Below are 15,448 nucleotides of genomic sequence, written 5' to 3'. Positions count from 1 at the left end.
GACCATGACCACACCTACTCAAGTGTCAGCAGTCGATCAAAGCCTGCTGTACCCGTCCCCGTACAAAGAATTCTGGCAAGCCTTCTCCAAGAACAAAGGCGCGGTTGCCGGCCTGGCCTTCATGGTGCTGATCGTGTTCTGCGCGATCTTCGCCCCGTGGGTTGCACCGCATAACCCCAGCGAGCAATACCGCGACTTCCTGCTCACCCCGCCGTCGTGGCTGGAAGGCGGGCAGATCCAGTTCCTGCTCGGCACCGATGAACTGGGCCGTGACCTGCTCTCGCGCCTGATCCAGGGTTCGCGCCTGTCCTTGCTGATCGGCTTGTCGTCGGTGGTGATGTCGCTGATCCCGGGCATCCTGCTGGGCCTGTTCGCCGGGTTCTTCCCACGCCTGCTCGGCCCGACCATCATGCGTTTGATGGACATCATGCTGGCCCTGCCGTCGCTGCTGCTGGCTGTGGCCATTGTCGCGATCCTCGGCCCTGGCCTGATCAACACCGTGATCGCCATCGCTATCGTCTCGCTGCCGTCCTACGTGCGTCTGACCCGCGCGGCGGTGATGGGCGAGCTGAACCGTGACTACGTGACCGCCGCCCGCCTCGCCGGCGCCGGCCTGCCACGCCTGATGTTCATCACCGTGCTGCCCAACTGCATGGCGCCGCTGATCGTACAGGCCACCCTGAGTTTCTCTTCGGCGATCCTCGATGCCGCGGCCCTGGGCTTCCTCGGCCTTGGCGTACAACCGCCAACCCCGGAGTGGGGCACCATGCTGGCTTCGGCCCGTGACTACATCGAACGCGCCTGGTGGGTGGTGAGCTTGCCTGGTTTGACCATTTTGCTCAGCGTGCTGGCAATCAACTTGATGGGTGACGGCCTGCGCGATGCGCTGGACCCGAAACTCAAGAACGCCGCCTGAGGAGATTCCCATGTCACTGTTAGAAATCAAGAATCTCAATGTGCGCTTCGGCGACAAGACCGCCGTGCCGGTGGTCGATGGCCTCGACATTTCCGTCGACAAAGGCGAAGTACTGGCGATCGTTGGCGAGTCGGGCTCGGGTAAATCCGTGACCATGATGGCGCTGATGGGCCTGATCGAGCACCCCGGCATCGTCACCGCCGATGCGCTGAACTTCGACGGCAAGGACATGCTCAAGCTGAGCAACCGCCAGCGTCGCCAGATCGTCGGCAAAGACCTGGCAATGGTGTTCCAGGATCCGATGACCGCGCTGAACCCCAGCTACACCGTGGGTTTCCAGATCGAAGAAGTACTGCGCCTGCACCTGAAAATGTCCGGCAAGCAAGCGCGCAAGCGTGCCATCGAGCTGCTCGAAAAGGTTGAAATCCCGGGCGCTGCCAGCCGTATGGACGCCTACCCGCACCAGCTGTCCGGCGGTATGAGCCAGCGTGTGGCTATCGCCATGGCAATTGCCGGCGAGCCGAAACTGCTGATCGCGGATGAACCGACCACTGCGTTGGACGTAACCATCCAGGCGCAGATCATGGAGCTGCTGCTGGCCCTGCAGAAAGAACAGAACATGGGCCTGGTGCTGATCACCCACGATTTGGCTGTTGTGGCGGAAACCGCCCAGCGCGTCTGCGTGATGTACGCCGGCCAAGCGGTGGAAGTCGGCCAGGTGCCGCAACTGTTCGACATTCCGGCACACCCTTACAGCGAAGCGCTGCTCAAGGCGATTCCCGAGCACAGCCTGGGCGCCACGCGCCTGGCCACACTGCCGGGTATCGTGCCGGGCCGTTACGACCGCCCGCAAGGTTGCCTGCTGTCGCCGCGCTGCCCGTACGTGCAGGAAAACTGCCGCACTCAACGGCCTGGGCTTGATCCAAAAACCAACAGCCTCGCGCGCTGCTTCTACCCCTTGAACCAGGAGGTGGCGTAATGGCCGTCGTTCTTACCGCCCGCGACCTGACCCGTCACTACGAAGTCTCCCGTGGCCTGTTCAAGGGCCATGCGCTGGTACGCGCACTTAATGGTGTGTCGTTTGAGCTGGAAGCCGGCAAGACCCTCGCGGTTGTAGGCGAGTCGGGTTGCGGCAAGTCGACCCTGGCGCGTGCACTGACCCTGATTGAGGAGCCGTCGTCCGGCTCCTTGAAAATCGCCGGGCAGGAAGTTGCCGGCGCCGACAAGGCCCAGCGCAAGCAACTGCGCAAAGACGTGCAGATGGTGTTCCAGAGCCCGTACGCCTCGTTGAACCCACGGCAGAAAGTCGGTGACCAGCTCGGCGAGCCGCTGCTGATCAACACCAACCTGTCCGCCGCCGAACGCCGCGAAAAAGTGCAGGCGATGATGAAGCAAGTGGGTCTGCGCCCCGAGCATTATCAGCGCTACCCGCACATGTTCTCCGGCGGCCAGCGCCAGCGCATCGCCCTGGCCCGCGCCATGATGCTGCAACCCAAAGTACTGGTGGCGGATGAGCCGACCTCTGCCCTGGACGTGTCGATCCAGGCCCAGGTTCTCAACCTGTTCATGGACCTGCAGCAGGAGTTCAACACGGCCTACGTGTTCATCTCCCACAACCTCGCGGTGGTGCAACACGTCGCCGACGATGTGATGGTGATGTACCTCGGCCGCCCGGTTGAAGTCGGTCCCAAGGAAGACATCTATGCGCGCCCGCTGCACCCCTACACCCAGGCGCTGCTGTCGGCCACCCCGACCATCCATCCGGACCCGAACAAGCCGAAGATCAAGATCGTCGGCGAGCTGCCCAACCCGCTGAACCCGCCACCCGGCTGCGCATTCCACAAGCGCTGCCCGTACGCGACCGCACGCTGCAGCACCGAGGAACCGCTGTTGCGCCCGCTGGATAACCGCCAAGTGGCTTGCCACTATGCGGAGCAGTTTGTGGCCTGAGGCGTTCAGCCACAAAAAATGCCCTGGGGATAAGTCCAGGGCATTGACCGCGTTACACAGCCCCTCCCGTCAAGTTGCGCATCAGCCTGACGGGAGGGGCTTTTTTTTGGCTTTGGCCTACGTTTGGCTGTCGCCGTCGTCATCGTCCGGGTCGTCGCTGTCCGGCTCGTTGGTGGTGGAGTCATCGTCATCCTTGCTGCCGCCCTGGTCCTTGTCACCGCCTTCGGACTCCGACTTGGCCAGCTGCAAATCTGGCGCGCTGTGCGTCGCCGACAGCGCGGCACCGCCCTGCACCGGGTTGTGCGCCCAGGCCGTCGACATCCCCAACGACAACAGCACCAGCACTTTTATCAACAGCACGACTCGTTGAAAAATACTCATGGTTGATTCCGTCCAATCAGCTCGGCAGTGACGTACCGCCGCCAGCGTTGACGCTAGCCCCGATGCGGGGTTTGCGCCAGGCTTCAGGTTTCGCCATCGTCGTAAGTTTCACTGTCCTCGCCATCGTTGTAGGGGTTTTCCTGATCTTCCTTCGGCGCGGGCTGGGCCTGCGGTTTCCAGCTGCCGGAATTGACTTCCTGCTGTTTTTTCTTGGTGACGGGGCCGGTGTCTTTCCACTGGGGGGTGCCTGCGCCTGCTACAGCCTGGGGGATGGACAGCGCGAGGGTGGCGAGCAGGGCCAGGTGGAGGATGGGTTTGGCGCGGCGCACTAGGGTTTCCTTTTGGGTGGGGAATGGGGAAACGCTAGACCGGATGTGGGGTTTTTGCCAGTGTTTGGGGGCATATCCGTTGTTTGGGGTGTGGCTGATATGGGTTCCGCCCTTAAGGCGGGTCACTTTTGGAAAAGAGCCCCAAAAGTAACCCGCTGTAAGAGCGGAACCCTAAGCCGCCGTTACCTAAATAACGGATATGCCCCAAACCCAAGACCTTAATGATGCTCGCGAGTAGCCCGAAACTTCACATCCGGCCACCGCTCTTCCATCAACGCCAGGTTAACCCGCGTCGGCGCCAGGTAGGTCAGGTGACCACCGCCATCCACCGCGAGGTTTTCCACGGCCTTGTTGGAGAACTCTTCCAACTTCTTCTTATCGCTGCAATCAATCCAGCGCGCGGAATACACGGTGATCGGCTCATAAGAGCACTCAACCTTGTATTCCTCCTTCAAGCGGCTGGCCACCACATCAAACTGCAGCACACCCACGGCGCCCAGGATGATGTCGTTGCTGCGCTCGGGGAAGAACACCTGCGTGGCGCCCTCTTCCGCCAACTGCTGCAAACCCTGGCGCAGTTGCTTGGATTTGAGCGGGTCACGCAGGCGCACACGGCGGAACAACTCCGGCGCAAAGTGCGGGATACCGGTAAAGCCCAGCACTTCGCCTTCGGTGAAGGTGTCGCCGATCTGGATGGTGCCGTGGTTGTGCAAACCGATGATGTCGCCGGCAAACGCCTCTTCCAGCTGCTCACGCTCGGAGGAGAAGAACGTCAGAGCGTCGCCGATGCGTACGTCCTTGCCGGTGCGCACGTGGCGCATCTTCATGCCTTTTTCGTATTTGCCCGAGCAAATGCGCATGAAGGCGATGCGGTCGCGGTGTTTGGGGTCCATGTTCGCCTGGATCTTGAACACGAAACCGGTGAATTTTTCTTCCACAGGCTCCACGGTGCGCTCGTTGGCGACACGGGCCAAAGGCTTCGGCGCCCAGTTCACAACGGCGTCGAGCACGTGGTCGACGCCAAAGTTGCCCAGGGCAGTCCCGAAGAACACCGGGGTCAGTTGACCGTCGAGGAATTCCTGCTGGTTGAACTCATGGCAGGCACCCTGCACCAGTTCCAGCTGATCGACAAAGCGGTCGTACTCGTCACCCAGGTGCGCGCGGGCTTCGTCGGAGTCCAGCTTCTCGATGATTTTCACATCGGTGCGTTCATGACCGTGGCCGGCGGTGTAGACAATGATGTAGTCGTCAGCCAGGTGGTACACACCCTTGAAGTCGCGGTAGCAACCGATCGGCCAGGTGATCGGCGCGGCCTTGATCTTCAGGACCGCTTCGATTTCATCCAGCAACTCGATGGGGTCGCGGATGTCGCGGTCAAGTTTGTTGATGAAGCTGACGATTGGTGTGTCACGCAGGCGGCACACGTCCATCAGCGCGATGGTCCGTGGCTCTACACCCTTACCGCCGTCGAGGACCATCAAGGCCGAGTCCACCGCGGTCAGGGTGCGGTAGGTGTCTTCGGAGAAGTCTTCGTGGCCCGGGGTGTCGAGCAGGTTGACCATGTGGTCGCGATACGGGAACTGCATGACCGACGTGGTAATGGAGATACCCCGTTGTTTCTCCATCTCCATCCAGTCGGATGTCGCATGGCGGTCGGATTTGCGCGATTTCACCGTGCCGGCCACAGCGATTGCCTTGCCCATCAGCAACAGCTTCTCGGTGATGGTGGTTTTACCGGCATCGGGGTGGGAAATAATGGCGAAAGTGCGGCGTTTCGCGACTTCGGCGGCCTGGTGGGTCATGGGAAATCGCCTGGCAGGTGAGTCAAAAAAGGGCGGCGAGTATAGCGCAAACCCCGGGGGCCGGACCACCGTTCACCCGATTGGGGGTGGCTAAATGCTGCCAAGTATGGAACCTTTTAAAAGGTAGAGACGTCCACTCCCCTGCTACCGCACTCGGAACAGGGGCTGATAAATCAGCAAGTTAGCCTGACGAGGCTGCGCTCATGGCTCGATCGCATACCGCGTTGCCGGTATCGGCGAGCTGCTTTTCGCGAACTCATTCGCCGACAGCCAGGAATGGCATTGCCGCTCGGAAATGTGTTCGCCGACAAAAGAAAAAAGGAGTCCGCCTGTGGCTATTCGCTATGGCAAAGGGCTGATAGGAGGAGCGGTTGTCGTCGCCCTCTTGGCCCTGCTGGTCCACTGGATCGGCATCAACACGATCGAACTGTACCGCGACGATTTGTTGTTTTACCTGCAAGCACACCTGATCCTCGTTCTAGTCTCCATGCTGGCGGCCCTCGTTGTGGGCATCCCCGCCGGTATCCTGCTCAGCCGACCGAACATGGTCGGGCGCGCAGAACGCTTCATGCAGATCTTCAACATCGGCAACACCGTCCCGCCCCTGGCCGTACTGGCCATCGCCCTCGGCGTCCTCGGCATCGGCAGTGGCCCGGCCATCTTCGCGCTGTTCCTCGCCTCCCTCCTGCCTATCGTGCGTAACACCTACGAAGGCCTGAAAAACGTTCAAGGCTCGCTCAAGGAAGCCGCCACCGGCATCGGCATGACTCCACGCCAGGTGCTGTTTCGCGTGGAGTTGCCCAACGCCGTGCCGATCATCATCGGCGGTGTGCGCGTGGCCCTGGCGATCAACGTCGGTACCGCGCCGCTGGCGTTCCTGATCGGTGCCAACAGCCTGGGCAGCCTGATCTTCCCCGGCATTGCCCTGAACAATCAGCCGCAACTGCTGCTCGGCGCCGCGTGCACCGCGCTGCTGGCATTGCTGCTCGACGGTCTGGTGACCATGGCCAGCCGCCTCTGGCTGGAACGCGGGTTGCGTCCGTCTTAAGGCTGGGTAAAGGAAATCACATGAAAAAACTAAGCTTGATATTTGGCTGCGTCCTGCTGTTTGCAGGCATTGCGCAAGCCGCTGAAAAACCGGTTATCCGCATCGGCGCCCGGGTGTTCACCGAACAGACCCTGCTCGCCGAAATCACCTCCCAGTACCTGCGCACCAAGGGTTACGACACCCGCGTGACCGGCGGCCTGGGCAGCAACCTGGCGCGCAGTGCCCAGGAAAGCGGGCAACTGGATATGCTCTGGGAATATACCGGCGTGTCGCTGGTGGCTTACAACCATGTCGACGAGAAACTCGACAGCGCACAAACCTACGCCCGTGTGAAAGAACTCGACGCGAAAAAAGGCCTGGTCTGGCTGTCGCCGTCGAAATTCAGCAACACCTACGCGTTGGCGCTGCCCGACAACGTGGCCAAGGAATTCCCGCAGATCAACAGCATCAGCGACCTGACCAAGGCCCTCGCCGAGGACAGCAAACAAAACCGCCTGGTGGCCCTGGATACCGAGTTCGCCAACCGTTCCGACGGCATGGGTGGCATGGTCAAGCTGTACGACATGAACCTCACCCGCAAAAACACGCGCCAGATGGACGCCGGCCTGGTCTACACCGCCTTGCGTAATGGCCAGGTGTTTGCCGGTTTGGTCTACACCACTGACGGGCGCTTGAATGCCTTCAAATTGAAGCTGCTGGAAGACGACAAGCACTACTTCCCCGACTACACCGCCGCACCGGTGGTGCGTCAGGCGTACCTCGACGCGCACCCGCAACTGGCCGCCGACCTCAAGCCGCTGGCCGACCTGTTCGACGACGAAACCATGCGCCAGCTCAACGCGCGCGTCGACGTCGACCATGAAAGCCCGTCCGCCGTGGCCGCAGACTTCCTGCGCCAACACCCCATCAACTAAGAGGAGAAGACATGGAATTCCTGAACGCCTTTTCCCATCTTGATTGGGCCCAGGTCCTGCACCTGACCTGGCAGCACATCACCCTGGTCGGCATCGCAGTGATCCTCGCGATTGTCGTCGGCGTGCCCCTGGGCGTGCTGATGACCCGCTTCCCGACCCTGGCCGGCCCGTTGCAGGCCAGCGCCACGGTGCTGCTGACCGTGCCGTCCATCGCGCTGTTCGGCCTGCTGCTGCCGTTCTACTCCAAATTCGGCCAGGGCCTGGGCCCGATGCCGGCGATCACCGCCGTGTTCCTCTACTCCCTGCTGCCGATCATGCGTAACACCTACCTGGCACTCACCGGCGTGGAACCGGGCATTCGCGAGGCCGCCAAAGGCATCGGCATGACCTTCGGCCAGCGCCTGCGCATGGTCGAGTTGCCGATTGCCGTGCCGGTGATCCTCGCCGGTGTGCGCACCGCCGTGGTGATGAACATTGGTGTGATGACCATCGCCGCCACCATCGGCGCCGGTGGTCTGGGTGTACTTATTCTGGCTTCCATCAGCCGCAGCGACATGTCGATGCTGATCGTCGGCGCCGTGCTGGTCAGTCTCCTGGCCATCTTCGCCGACCTGCTTCTGCAATGGCTGCAACGCTCGCTGACTCCAAAAGGATTGCTCAAATGATCGAACTTCAAAACCTGTCCAAGACTTTTCAAAGCAACGGCAAGACCATCACTGCCGTCAACGATGTCAGCCTGACCGTCAATGAAGGCGAGATTTGTGTGTTCCTCGGCCCGTCGGGTTGCGGCAAGAGCACCACGCTGAAAATGATCAATCGCCTGATCAAGCCCAGCTCGGGCAAGATCCTGATCAACGGCGAAGACACCACTGACCTCGACGAAGTGACCCTGCGTCGCAACATCGGCTACGTGATCCAGCAGATCGGCCTGTTCCCGAACATGACCATCGAGGAAAACATCGTGGTCGTGCCCAAGCTGCTCGGCTGGGACAAGCAGAAATGCCACGACCGCGCCCGCGAGTTGATGAGCATGATCAAGCTGGAACCCAAGCAGTACCTGCATCGCTACCCGCGCGAACTGTCGGGCGGCCAGCAACAGCGTATCGGCGTGATCCGCGCGCTGGCGGCGGATGCCCCGCTGCTGCTGATGGATGAGCCGTTCGGCGCGGTCGACCCGATCAACCGCGAGATGATCCAGAACGAATTCTTCGAGATGCAGCGCGCGCTGAACAAGACCGTGATCATGGTCAGCCACGACATCGACGAAGCCATCAAGCTGGGTGACAAGATCGCCATCTTCCGCGCCGGCAAGCTGCTGCAGATCGACCACCCGGACACCTTGCTGGCGCACCCGGCCGACGAGTTCGTCAGCAACTTCGTGGGCCAGGACAGTACCCTCAAGCGCCTGCTGCTGGTGAAGGCCGAAGACGCGGCGGACAACGCCCCGTCGGTGAGCCCGGAAACCCCGGTGGCCGATGCCCTGGAACTGATGGATGAAACCGACCGCCGCTACGTGGTGGTCACCTGTGCCGAGAACAAGGCGCTGGGTTATGTACGACGTCGCGACCTGCACCGTCAGACCGGTACCTGCGGCCAGTACCTGCGCGAGTTCAACGCCACGGCGGCGTACGACGAGCACTTGCGCATCCTGCTGTCGCGCATGTACGAGTTCAACCGTTCGTGGCTGCCGGTGATGGACGCGGAGCGGGTGTTCCTCGGTGAAGTGACTCAGGAATCGATTGCCGAGTATTTGAGCTCCGGTAAGTCGCGTGGGGGCAAGACCAGCATCGTCTCGCCTGCCGAGACTGCCCTGGCCTGATCTGAACTGACACCGCAAAGTTCAAAATGTGGGAGGGGGCTTGCTCCCGATAGCGGTGGGTCAGTTACAGATTTATCAACTGACACACCGCTATCGGGAGCAAGCCCCCTCCCACATTTGCCCTGCAGTGTGTCAGGGAAATACCGTCGATTTGCCCCTTCCGGGGAACATCAATCCGTCACACCTGTCGGTTACATAAGTAGCTGCACGCCATCGCGCGACGAACGCGTGCAAAAACGCGACATTTTTAGTTGATCTAAAGCCCCTCACGCCCTAAAGTTCGCGCCGAACGTCCATGCTGGAAACGATCCATCCGGCTCAAGTACTGACGACGAGACAGCAAGGCCAAGGGCAGCGGTTATCCCATGGCCTTTTTGCTTTCGGCGACATGCCTTGGGAAGTAGGCGAACCAAAGTGGGGATACGGAGGACGTTCATTTGCACCCATTGTTAATTTCAGTTTGCCAGTAGGAGTTCCCAGCATGTCGATCAACGTCGAAGACTATTTCGCGCGCGCCACTTTTGACAAAATGAAGGCGTTCGCCGACAAACAGGAAACCCCGTTCGTGGTGATCGACACCGCGATGATCAGCCAGGCCTACGATGACCTGCGCGCCGGTTTCGAATTCGCCAAGGTGTATTACGCGGTCAAGGCCAACCCGGCCGTCGAGATCATCGACCTGCTCAAAGAGAAAGGTTCGAGCTTCGACATCGCCTCGATCTACGAGCTGGACAAGGTCATGGACCGCGGCGTCAGCGCCGACCGTATCAGCTACGGCAACACCATCAAGAAATCCAAGGACATCCGCTACTTCTTTGAAAAGGGCGTGCGTCTGTTCTCCACCGACTCCGAAGCCGACCTGCGCAACATCGCCAAGGCCGCGCCGGGCTCGAAAGTCTATGTGCGTATCCTTACCGAAGGCTCGACCACGGCCGACTGGCCTTTGTCGCGCAAATTCGGCTGCCAGACCGACATGGCCATGGACCTGCTGATCCTCGCCCGTGACCTGGGCCTGGTGCCGTACGGCATCTCGTTCCACGTCGGCTCGCAACAACGCGACATCAGCGTGTGGGACGCCGCCATCGCCAAGGTCAAAGTGATCTTCGAGCGCCTGAAAGAAGAAGACGGCATCCACCTCAAGCTGATCAACATGGGCGGCGGCTTCCCGGCCAACTACATCACCCGCACCAACAGCCTGGAAACCTACGCCGAAGAAATTATCCGTTTCCTCAAGGAAGACTTCGGTGATGACCTGCCGGAAATCATCCTGGAGCCGGGCCGTTCGTTGATCGCCAACGCCGGTATCCTGGTCAGCGAAGTGGTGCTGGTAGCGCGTAAATCGCGCACCGCCGTCGAGCGTTGGGTGTACACGGATGTGGGCAAATTCTCCGGCCTGATCGAAACCATGGACGAAGCCATCAAGTTCCCGATCTGGACCGAGAAGAAAGGCGAGATGGAAGAAGTGGTCATCGCCGGTCCTACCTGCGACAGCGCCGACATCATGTACGAAAACTACAAGTACGGCCTGCCGCTGAACCTGGCCATCGGTGACCGCCTGTACTGGCTGTCGACCGGTGCCTACACCACCAGCTACAGCGCGGTTGAATTCAATGGCTTCCCGCCGTTGAAGTCGTTCTACGTGTAAGAGCGCCACGCATAAAAAACCCATGACGTGTCATGGGTTTTTTTATGGCTGCCTGAACATCAACGATCTTCCCGCACGTGCCACAAGCGCAAAATGTAGAGGGTGGATTCTTGAATCTCGTAGCGCATTTCGTAATGCCCCACCAACAGCCGTCTTACGTCTCGCGGTTCGAACTCTTCGACCCTTTCGCCTATACGCGGATTGCTCAACAGACTCATAGGCGCCTGAGCAAGTGACTGCACAGTTCGTGCAGCAGCTTGGCGATTTACAACGGCGAGGAAGTCGAAAAGTCGTGCAAGGTCTGAAAGGGCTTTACTCGTCCACTTCAACTCCATCAGCGCGGCACCGCCAAGGGTGTGTCTGTGCTTAAACTATCGGCCCAGGCTTGGACCGCCTGCTGATCAATCACGCGGCCGGCATCAACATCTGCCAAGGCCTCTCGCGTAAGTCGGCTGCGCTCCTCTTCCAAATCTACCCAATCAGCCAGGGCTTGCTTGACGATCCACCCACGCGAACGATCCATACGCGCCGCCATCTGATCGACTTTTTGGGCCAAGGCCGTGGGGACGTGAGCTGTCAGTACTTTGGTGTCGGCGCCCATGAAACCTCTCTTCGCAACATTGCGTAGCATCTGATTGATATTGAATCAGAGTCAATCATAGTGATTTAAGCCTGAGCAGCAACCTCAGCAGCGTTCCGCTCATCGTTTAGTTGCGCGCCCCTTCGCTCAAACTCTACTGCTATAGCCCTGATTTTGGGCTGAGCTGCCTTTATAAGCATCCTATGCGCCGTTCGCAAAAACTTGAGGTTGCCTCCCGCCAGCGCCTTGCGCAACCAGTCCAGCGCCGCGTCGACCTGGCCTCGGTCCGCCAGCACCGCCGCATAGCTGAACTGCCCACGGAAATCCCCGGCTTCGGCAGAACGTCGGTACCAGTCCACAGCCGCGTGCAGATCCCGCGGGCAATGCTGACCGTCTTCCAGATACCGCCCCAGCAGGTTCATCGACTTGGCATGGCCCTGCTCTGCCGCCTGGCGATAGAAGCTCAGCGCTTGCGGCTGATCTTCAGCAACACCGCGACCGGTCGCCAGCAGGTTAGCGTAGTTGTACTGACCCCAATCCAGCCCCGCCTCGGCGGCCTTGCGGTATTCCCGTGCAGCGCCCGCCTCATCGAGGGCGCAACCCCAGCCGTGCTCCAGGCAACGTCCGGCCATATTGCGCGCCATCAAGTGTCCGCCGTGGGCCGCGATCTGGAACCAGCGCAAACCCAGCGCTTCATCGCGTGCAATGCCGCGGCCTTCCAGCAGGATTTGCCCGAGCAACGCCTGGGCATCCACCACGCCCTCCTTCGCCGCGATCAGGATCGCCTGGGCCGCGCGCACCGGCGAGTCGTCGAGCATGCTTTGCAACTGCTCGACGTTGAGCACTTCTTCGCGGCGCAATAAAAAGCCCATGTCAGACCTCGACCCAGCGGCGCAGCAGGTTGTGATAGGTGCCGGTGAGCTGGATCAGCGCCGGGTGGTCGGGCACGTCCGTGGTGAGTTGCTGGATCGCGCCGTCCATCTCGAACAGCAGCGTGCGCTGGCTGTCTTCGCGCACCAGGCTTTGGGTCCAGAAGAACGAGGCATACCGCGCGCCACGGGTTACAGCGTTGACTTTGTGCAGGCTGGAGCCGGGGTACAGCACCATGTCGCCGGCCGGCAACTTGACGCGCTGCAGGCCGAAGGTGTCCTGGATCTCCAGTTCGCCGCCGTCGTACTCCTCCGGGTCGCTGAAGAACAGCGTGGACGACAAGTCGGTGCGCACCCGCTCATGGCTGCCCCGGGCCTGGCGCACGGCGTTATCGATATGGAAGTCGAAGCTTTTGCCGGCGGTGTAGCAGTTGAACAACGGCGGGAACACCTTGTGCGGTAACGCCGCCGACATAAACAGCGGGTTGTTCCACAAGCGCTCAAGCATCGCCGCGCCGATTTCCTTGGCCAGCGGGTGGCCTTCGGGCAATTGCAGGTTGTGCTTGGCTTTGGCGGACTGGTGCCCGGCAGTGATTTTGCCGTCGGCCCAGTCGGTGTTTTCCAGGGCCTGGCGGATGCGCTGCACTTCCTCGCGAGAGAACAGGCCGGGAATGTGCAGGAGCATGGGGGCAATACCTGAAAGCAGAGAGGCGCCAATGGTATTGATTCTTATCCGCCGTGTAAAACGGCGCAGACGGATGAGTTCGTAAATACCGTAAGCAAAAAGTGTAAAGAATGTAAATTCAGTGCAATTAGCAATGTATCTCAATTGATATGAAGTCTTGTTCACCCTATATTCCGCGGCCTCACAGCCTTGGGGAAAGGACACGTCATGTCGCGCACTTCAATAAAAACACCGGCCGGTTCACCACGTTTGCTGGCCTCGGCCATCGGCGTAGCCCTCGGCGCCAGCTCTGCAGCCCATATGGCGCAAGCGGCCGAAGACACTGAGCAAAAGGGCCAGCGCAACAGCATCTCCCTGGGCGCCACCAGCATCACCGGCGAAGAACAGGACAACACCACCTATCAGGTCGAAAAAGCCTCTTCGCAGAAATACACCGCGCCGCTGGTGGACACCCCGCGCTCGGTCACCGTGGTGCCGCAACAAGTGCTCAAGGACACCGCCGCGACCTCGTTGCAGGATGCCTTGCGCACCGTACCGGGCATCACCTTCGGCGCCGGCGAAGGCGGCAACCCCCAGGGCGACCGCCCGTTCATCCGCGGTTTTGACGCCCAGGGCGACACCTACCTCGACGGCGTGCGCGACACCGGCGGCCAGAGCCGCGAAATCTTCGACATTGAATCGATCGAAGTCAGCAAAGGCCCCAACTCCTCGTTCGGCGGCCGTGGCTCGGCCGGTGGCAGCCTCAACCTGGTGAGCAAGACCCCCCAGGCGCGGGACTTCACCAACGGCGGCTTCACCTACGGCTCCGACCAGACCCGCCGCTACGTGCTCGACGTGAACCGCCAGTTCCTCGACGACAGCGCCGCGTTCCGTTTGAACCTAATGAGCCACGAACAGAACGTGGCCAGCCGCGATGCGGTCAACTACGACCGCTGGGGCGTGGCGCCGTCGCTGACCTTCGGCCTGGGCACCCCGACCCGCGTCAACCTCAGCTACTACCACATGGAAAGCAACGACCTGCCGGATTCGGGCATTCCGTATGGCTACGGCTCGGCCACTGCCACCACCCATGTGCACGACAAACCCACCGACGGTGGCGACAGCAATAACTTCTACGGCCTCAAAAGCCGCGATTTCCGCAAGACCCGCGCCGACATCAGCACAATCTCCGTCGAGCACGACCTGAGCGACACCATGACCCTGAAAAACACCCTGCGCCACGGCAGCACCGGCCAGGATTACGTGCTCACCCAACCGGACGACAGCCAGCGCAACGTCAGCCGTTTCGGCACCGTGTGGCGTCGCGCCAACACCCGCGTCTCGACCACCACGACCACCACCAACCAGACCGACCTGTTCGGCAGCTTCCAGGCACTGGGCTTGAAGCACAGCTACTCCACCGGCCTGGAATTCACCGGCGAAGAAACCCGCGTCAGCGGCTACACCGTGACCCCCAACACCAACCCTGCAGGCGGCTGCACCGTGGCCGGCGGCGGCCGAGGCGGCCAGTGCACCTCGCTGAGCAACCCGAACCCCGACGACGCCTGGAACGGCACCATCGCGCGCAACTACAACGGCACCAACACCAAGGCCACCAGTCGCGCCGCCTATGTGTTCGACACCATCGAGCTGGACCCCAAATGGCTGCTCAACGTCGGCCTGCGCTACGACACCTTCGACACCGAAGCCAACACCAACGCCACGGCGGGACGCAGCAAGGTCAAGGACGACAGCCAGTTCTTCAATTGGCAGGCCGGCCTGGTCTGGAAGCCGCTGGACAACGGCAGTATCTACACCTCCTACGCCACCTCGGCCTCGCCGGCCGGCGGCCTGGTAGGTGAAGGCGTCGACAACAACGCGATCCCGACCGGCATCAACACCAGCGACCTGCAACCCGAAGAAACCGTCAACTACGAGCTGGGCACCAAGTGGGACCTGTTCCACAACCGCCTGTCCCTGGCTGCGGCGGTGTTCCGGACCGAGAAGAAAAATACGCGCATCCTGGTGGATTCCAACACCTACGAAACCGCCGGTGAATCCCGCGTCGACGGCCTCGAGCTGTCGGCCAGCGGCAAGATCACCGAGCAATGGCAAGTGTTCGCCGGCTACAGCTACTTGAAAGCCGAGCTGGTTGACCCGGGCAAGAACGGCAACCGCCAAGGTGTCGTGCAGGTCGGTTCCAACAAAGGCAACCAGATGCCCAACACCCCAGAGAACTCGTTCAGCCTCTGGACCACCTATGCCCTCACACCCAAGCTGACCATCGGCGGCGGCGCCTTCTACGTGGACGATGTGTACGGCGATGCCGGCAACACCGTCTATGTGCCGTCCTACACCCGCTACGACGCCATGGCCAGCTACAAACTGACCAAGAACATCGACCTGCAACTGAACGTGCAGAACCTGACCGACAAGACCTACTACGACAAAGCCTACGCCTCGCACTTCGCGACCCAGGCAGCCGGTCGCACGGCGTTGTTGAGCACCAGTTTCCACTTCTAAACGCGGAC

General features: G+C 60.9%; 16 protein-coding genes. 9 read left to right on the top strand and 7 right to left on the bottom strand.

What is annotated here, in order from left to right; all coding sequences use genetic code 11:
• Positions 1 to 4 precede the first annotated feature (4 nt).
• The 3 genes from AC0IYH_RS14805 to AC0IYH_RS14795 are packed head-to-tail and all read left to right on the top strand — an operon-like array spanning position 5 to position 2,866.
• Positions 5 to 916, top strand: a complete 912-nt coding sequence (locus tag AC0IYH_RS14805) for an ABC transporter permease subunit (protein ID WP_116629139.1) — start codon at positions 5 to 7, stop codon at positions 914 to 916.
• Between the two features lie 10 nt (positions 917 to 926).
• Positions 927 to 1,895, top strand: a complete 969-nt coding sequence (locus AC0IYH_RS14800; RefSeq protein WP_116629140.1) for an ABC transporter ATP-binding protein — start codon at positions 927 to 929, stop codon at positions 1,893 to 1,895.
• Entirely contained in the window at positions 1,895 to 2,866 is a 972-nt protein-coding gene (locus AC0IYH_RS14795; protein WP_124422362.1) for a peptide ABC transporter ATP-binding protein, read from the top strand. Before AC0IYH_RS14800 ends, AC0IYH_RS14795 begins: the two co-directional genes overlap by 1 nt.
• Before the next feature lie 117 nt (positions 2,867 to 2,983).
• On the opposite strand, the gene AC0IYH_RS14790 is transcribed toward AC0IYH_RS14795, so the two are convergent.
• The 3 genes from AC0IYH_RS14790 to AC0IYH_RS14780 all read right to left on the bottom strand — a co-directional run bounded on the left by AC0IYH_RS14790 (position 2,984) and on the right by AC0IYH_RS14780 (position 5,378).
• Complete coding sequence (locus tag AC0IYH_RS14790; protein ID WP_116629141.1) at positions 2,984 to 3,247, bottom strand: hypothetical protein; 264 nt, start codon at positions 3,245 to 3,247, stop codon at positions 2,984 to 2,986.
• An 83-nt stretch (positions 3,248 to 3,330) separates the two neighbouring features.
• Positions 3,331 to 3,576, bottom strand: a complete 246-nt coding sequence (locus AC0IYH_RS14785) for a hypothetical protein (RefSeq protein ID WP_122773680.1) — start codon at positions 3,574 to 3,576, stop codon at positions 3,331 to 3,333.
• Positions 3,577 to 3,794: 218 nt separating this feature from the next.
• A complete protein-coding gene (locus AC0IYH_RS14780; RefSeq protein ID WP_116629143.1) occupies positions 3,795 to 5,378 on the bottom strand; it encodes a peptide chain release factor 3 in 1,584 nt (527 codons plus the stop codon).
• Between the two features lie 331 nt (positions 5,379 to 5,709).
• Between AC0IYH_RS14780 and AC0IYH_RS14775 the strand changes: the two genes are divergently transcribed.
• From AC0IYH_RS14775 to AC0IYH_RS14755, 5 genes are all read left to right on the top strand, one after another.
• Positions 5,710 to 6,426 carry an ABC transporter permease gene (locus AC0IYH_RS14775; RefSeq protein ID WP_025856261.1) on the top strand — a complete coding sequence of 239 codons (717 nt, stop codon included), beginning with the start codon at positions 5,710 to 5,712 and terminating at the stop codon, positions 6,424 to 6,426.
• Between the two features lie 20 nt (positions 6,427 to 6,446).
• Complete coding sequence (locus tag AC0IYH_RS14770; RefSeq protein ID WP_116629144.1) at positions 6,447 to 7,340, top strand: glycine betaine ABC transporter substrate-binding protein; 894 nt, start codon at positions 6,447 to 6,449, stop codon at positions 7,338 to 7,340.
• An 11-nt stretch (positions 7,341 to 7,351) separates the two neighbouring features.
• On the top strand, positions 7,352 to 8,005 hold the full coding sequence (locus tag AC0IYH_RS14765; RefSeq protein ID WP_027604864.1) for an ABC transporter permease: 654 nt from the start codon (positions 7,352 to 7,354) through the stop codon (positions 8,003 to 8,005).
• A complete protein-coding gene (locus tag AC0IYH_RS14760; protein ID WP_099587069.1) occupies positions 8,002 to 9,159 on the top strand; it encodes an osmoprotectant ABC transporter ATP-binding protein OsmV in 1,158 nt (385 codons plus the stop codon). The genes AC0IYH_RS14765 and AC0IYH_RS14760 overlap by 4 nt, the downstream gene beginning before the upstream one ends.
• 481 nt (positions 9,160 to 9,640) lie before the next feature.
• Positions 9,641 to 10,804, top strand: a complete 1,164-nt coding sequence (locus AC0IYH_RS14755) for a type III PLP-dependent enzyme (protein ID WP_116629145.1) — start codon at positions 9,641 to 9,643, stop codon at positions 10,802 to 10,804.
• 59 nt (positions 10,805 to 10,863) lie between these two features.
• On the opposite strand, the gene AC0IYH_RS14750 is transcribed toward AC0IYH_RS14755, so the two are convergent.
• The 4 genes from AC0IYH_RS14750 to AC0IYH_RS14735 form a co-directional block, all read right to left on the bottom strand.
• Positions 10,864 to 11,139 carry a type II toxin-antitoxin system RelE/ParE family toxin gene (locus AC0IYH_RS14750; RefSeq protein WP_471834916.1) on the bottom strand — a complete coding sequence of 92 codons (276 nt, stop codon included), beginning with the start codon at positions 11,137 to 11,139 and terminating at the stop codon, positions 10,864 to 10,866.
• Entirely contained in the window at positions 11,139 to 11,405 is a 267-nt protein-coding gene (locus tag AC0IYH_RS14745) for a CopG family ribbon-helix-helix protein (protein ID WP_471834914.1), read from the bottom strand. The genes AC0IYH_RS14750 and AC0IYH_RS14745 overlap by 1 nt, the downstream gene beginning before the upstream one ends.
• Positions 11,406 to 11,470: 65 nt before the next feature.
• Positions 11,471 to 12,256, bottom strand: coding sequence for a tetratricopeptide repeat protein (locus AC0IYH_RS14740; protein WP_471834912.1), 786 nt, complete (start codon positions 12,254 to 12,256; stop codon positions 11,471 to 11,473).
• A 1-nt stretch (position 12,257) separates the two neighbouring features.
• Positions 12,258 to 12,938, bottom strand: coding sequence for a Fe2+-dependent dioxygenase (locus AC0IYH_RS14735; RefSeq protein WP_116629149.1), 681 nt, complete (start codon positions 12,936 to 12,938; stop codon positions 12,258 to 12,260).
• A gap of 207 nt (positions 12,939 to 13,145) precedes the next feature.
• On the opposite strand from AC0IYH_RS14735, the gene AC0IYH_RS14730 reads away from it, so the two are divergent.
• Positions 13,146 to 15,440, top strand: a complete 2,295-nt coding sequence (locus tag AC0IYH_RS14730; protein ID WP_471834910.1) for a TonB-dependent receptor — start codon at positions 13,146 to 13,148, stop codon at positions 15,438 to 15,440.
• Positions 15,441 to 15,448: the final 8 nt, after the last annotated feature.

It is taken from the genome of Pseudomonas sp. AC463 (assembly GCF_979253585.1).
This window is presented reverse-complemented; position numbering and strand designations above follow the sequence as displayed.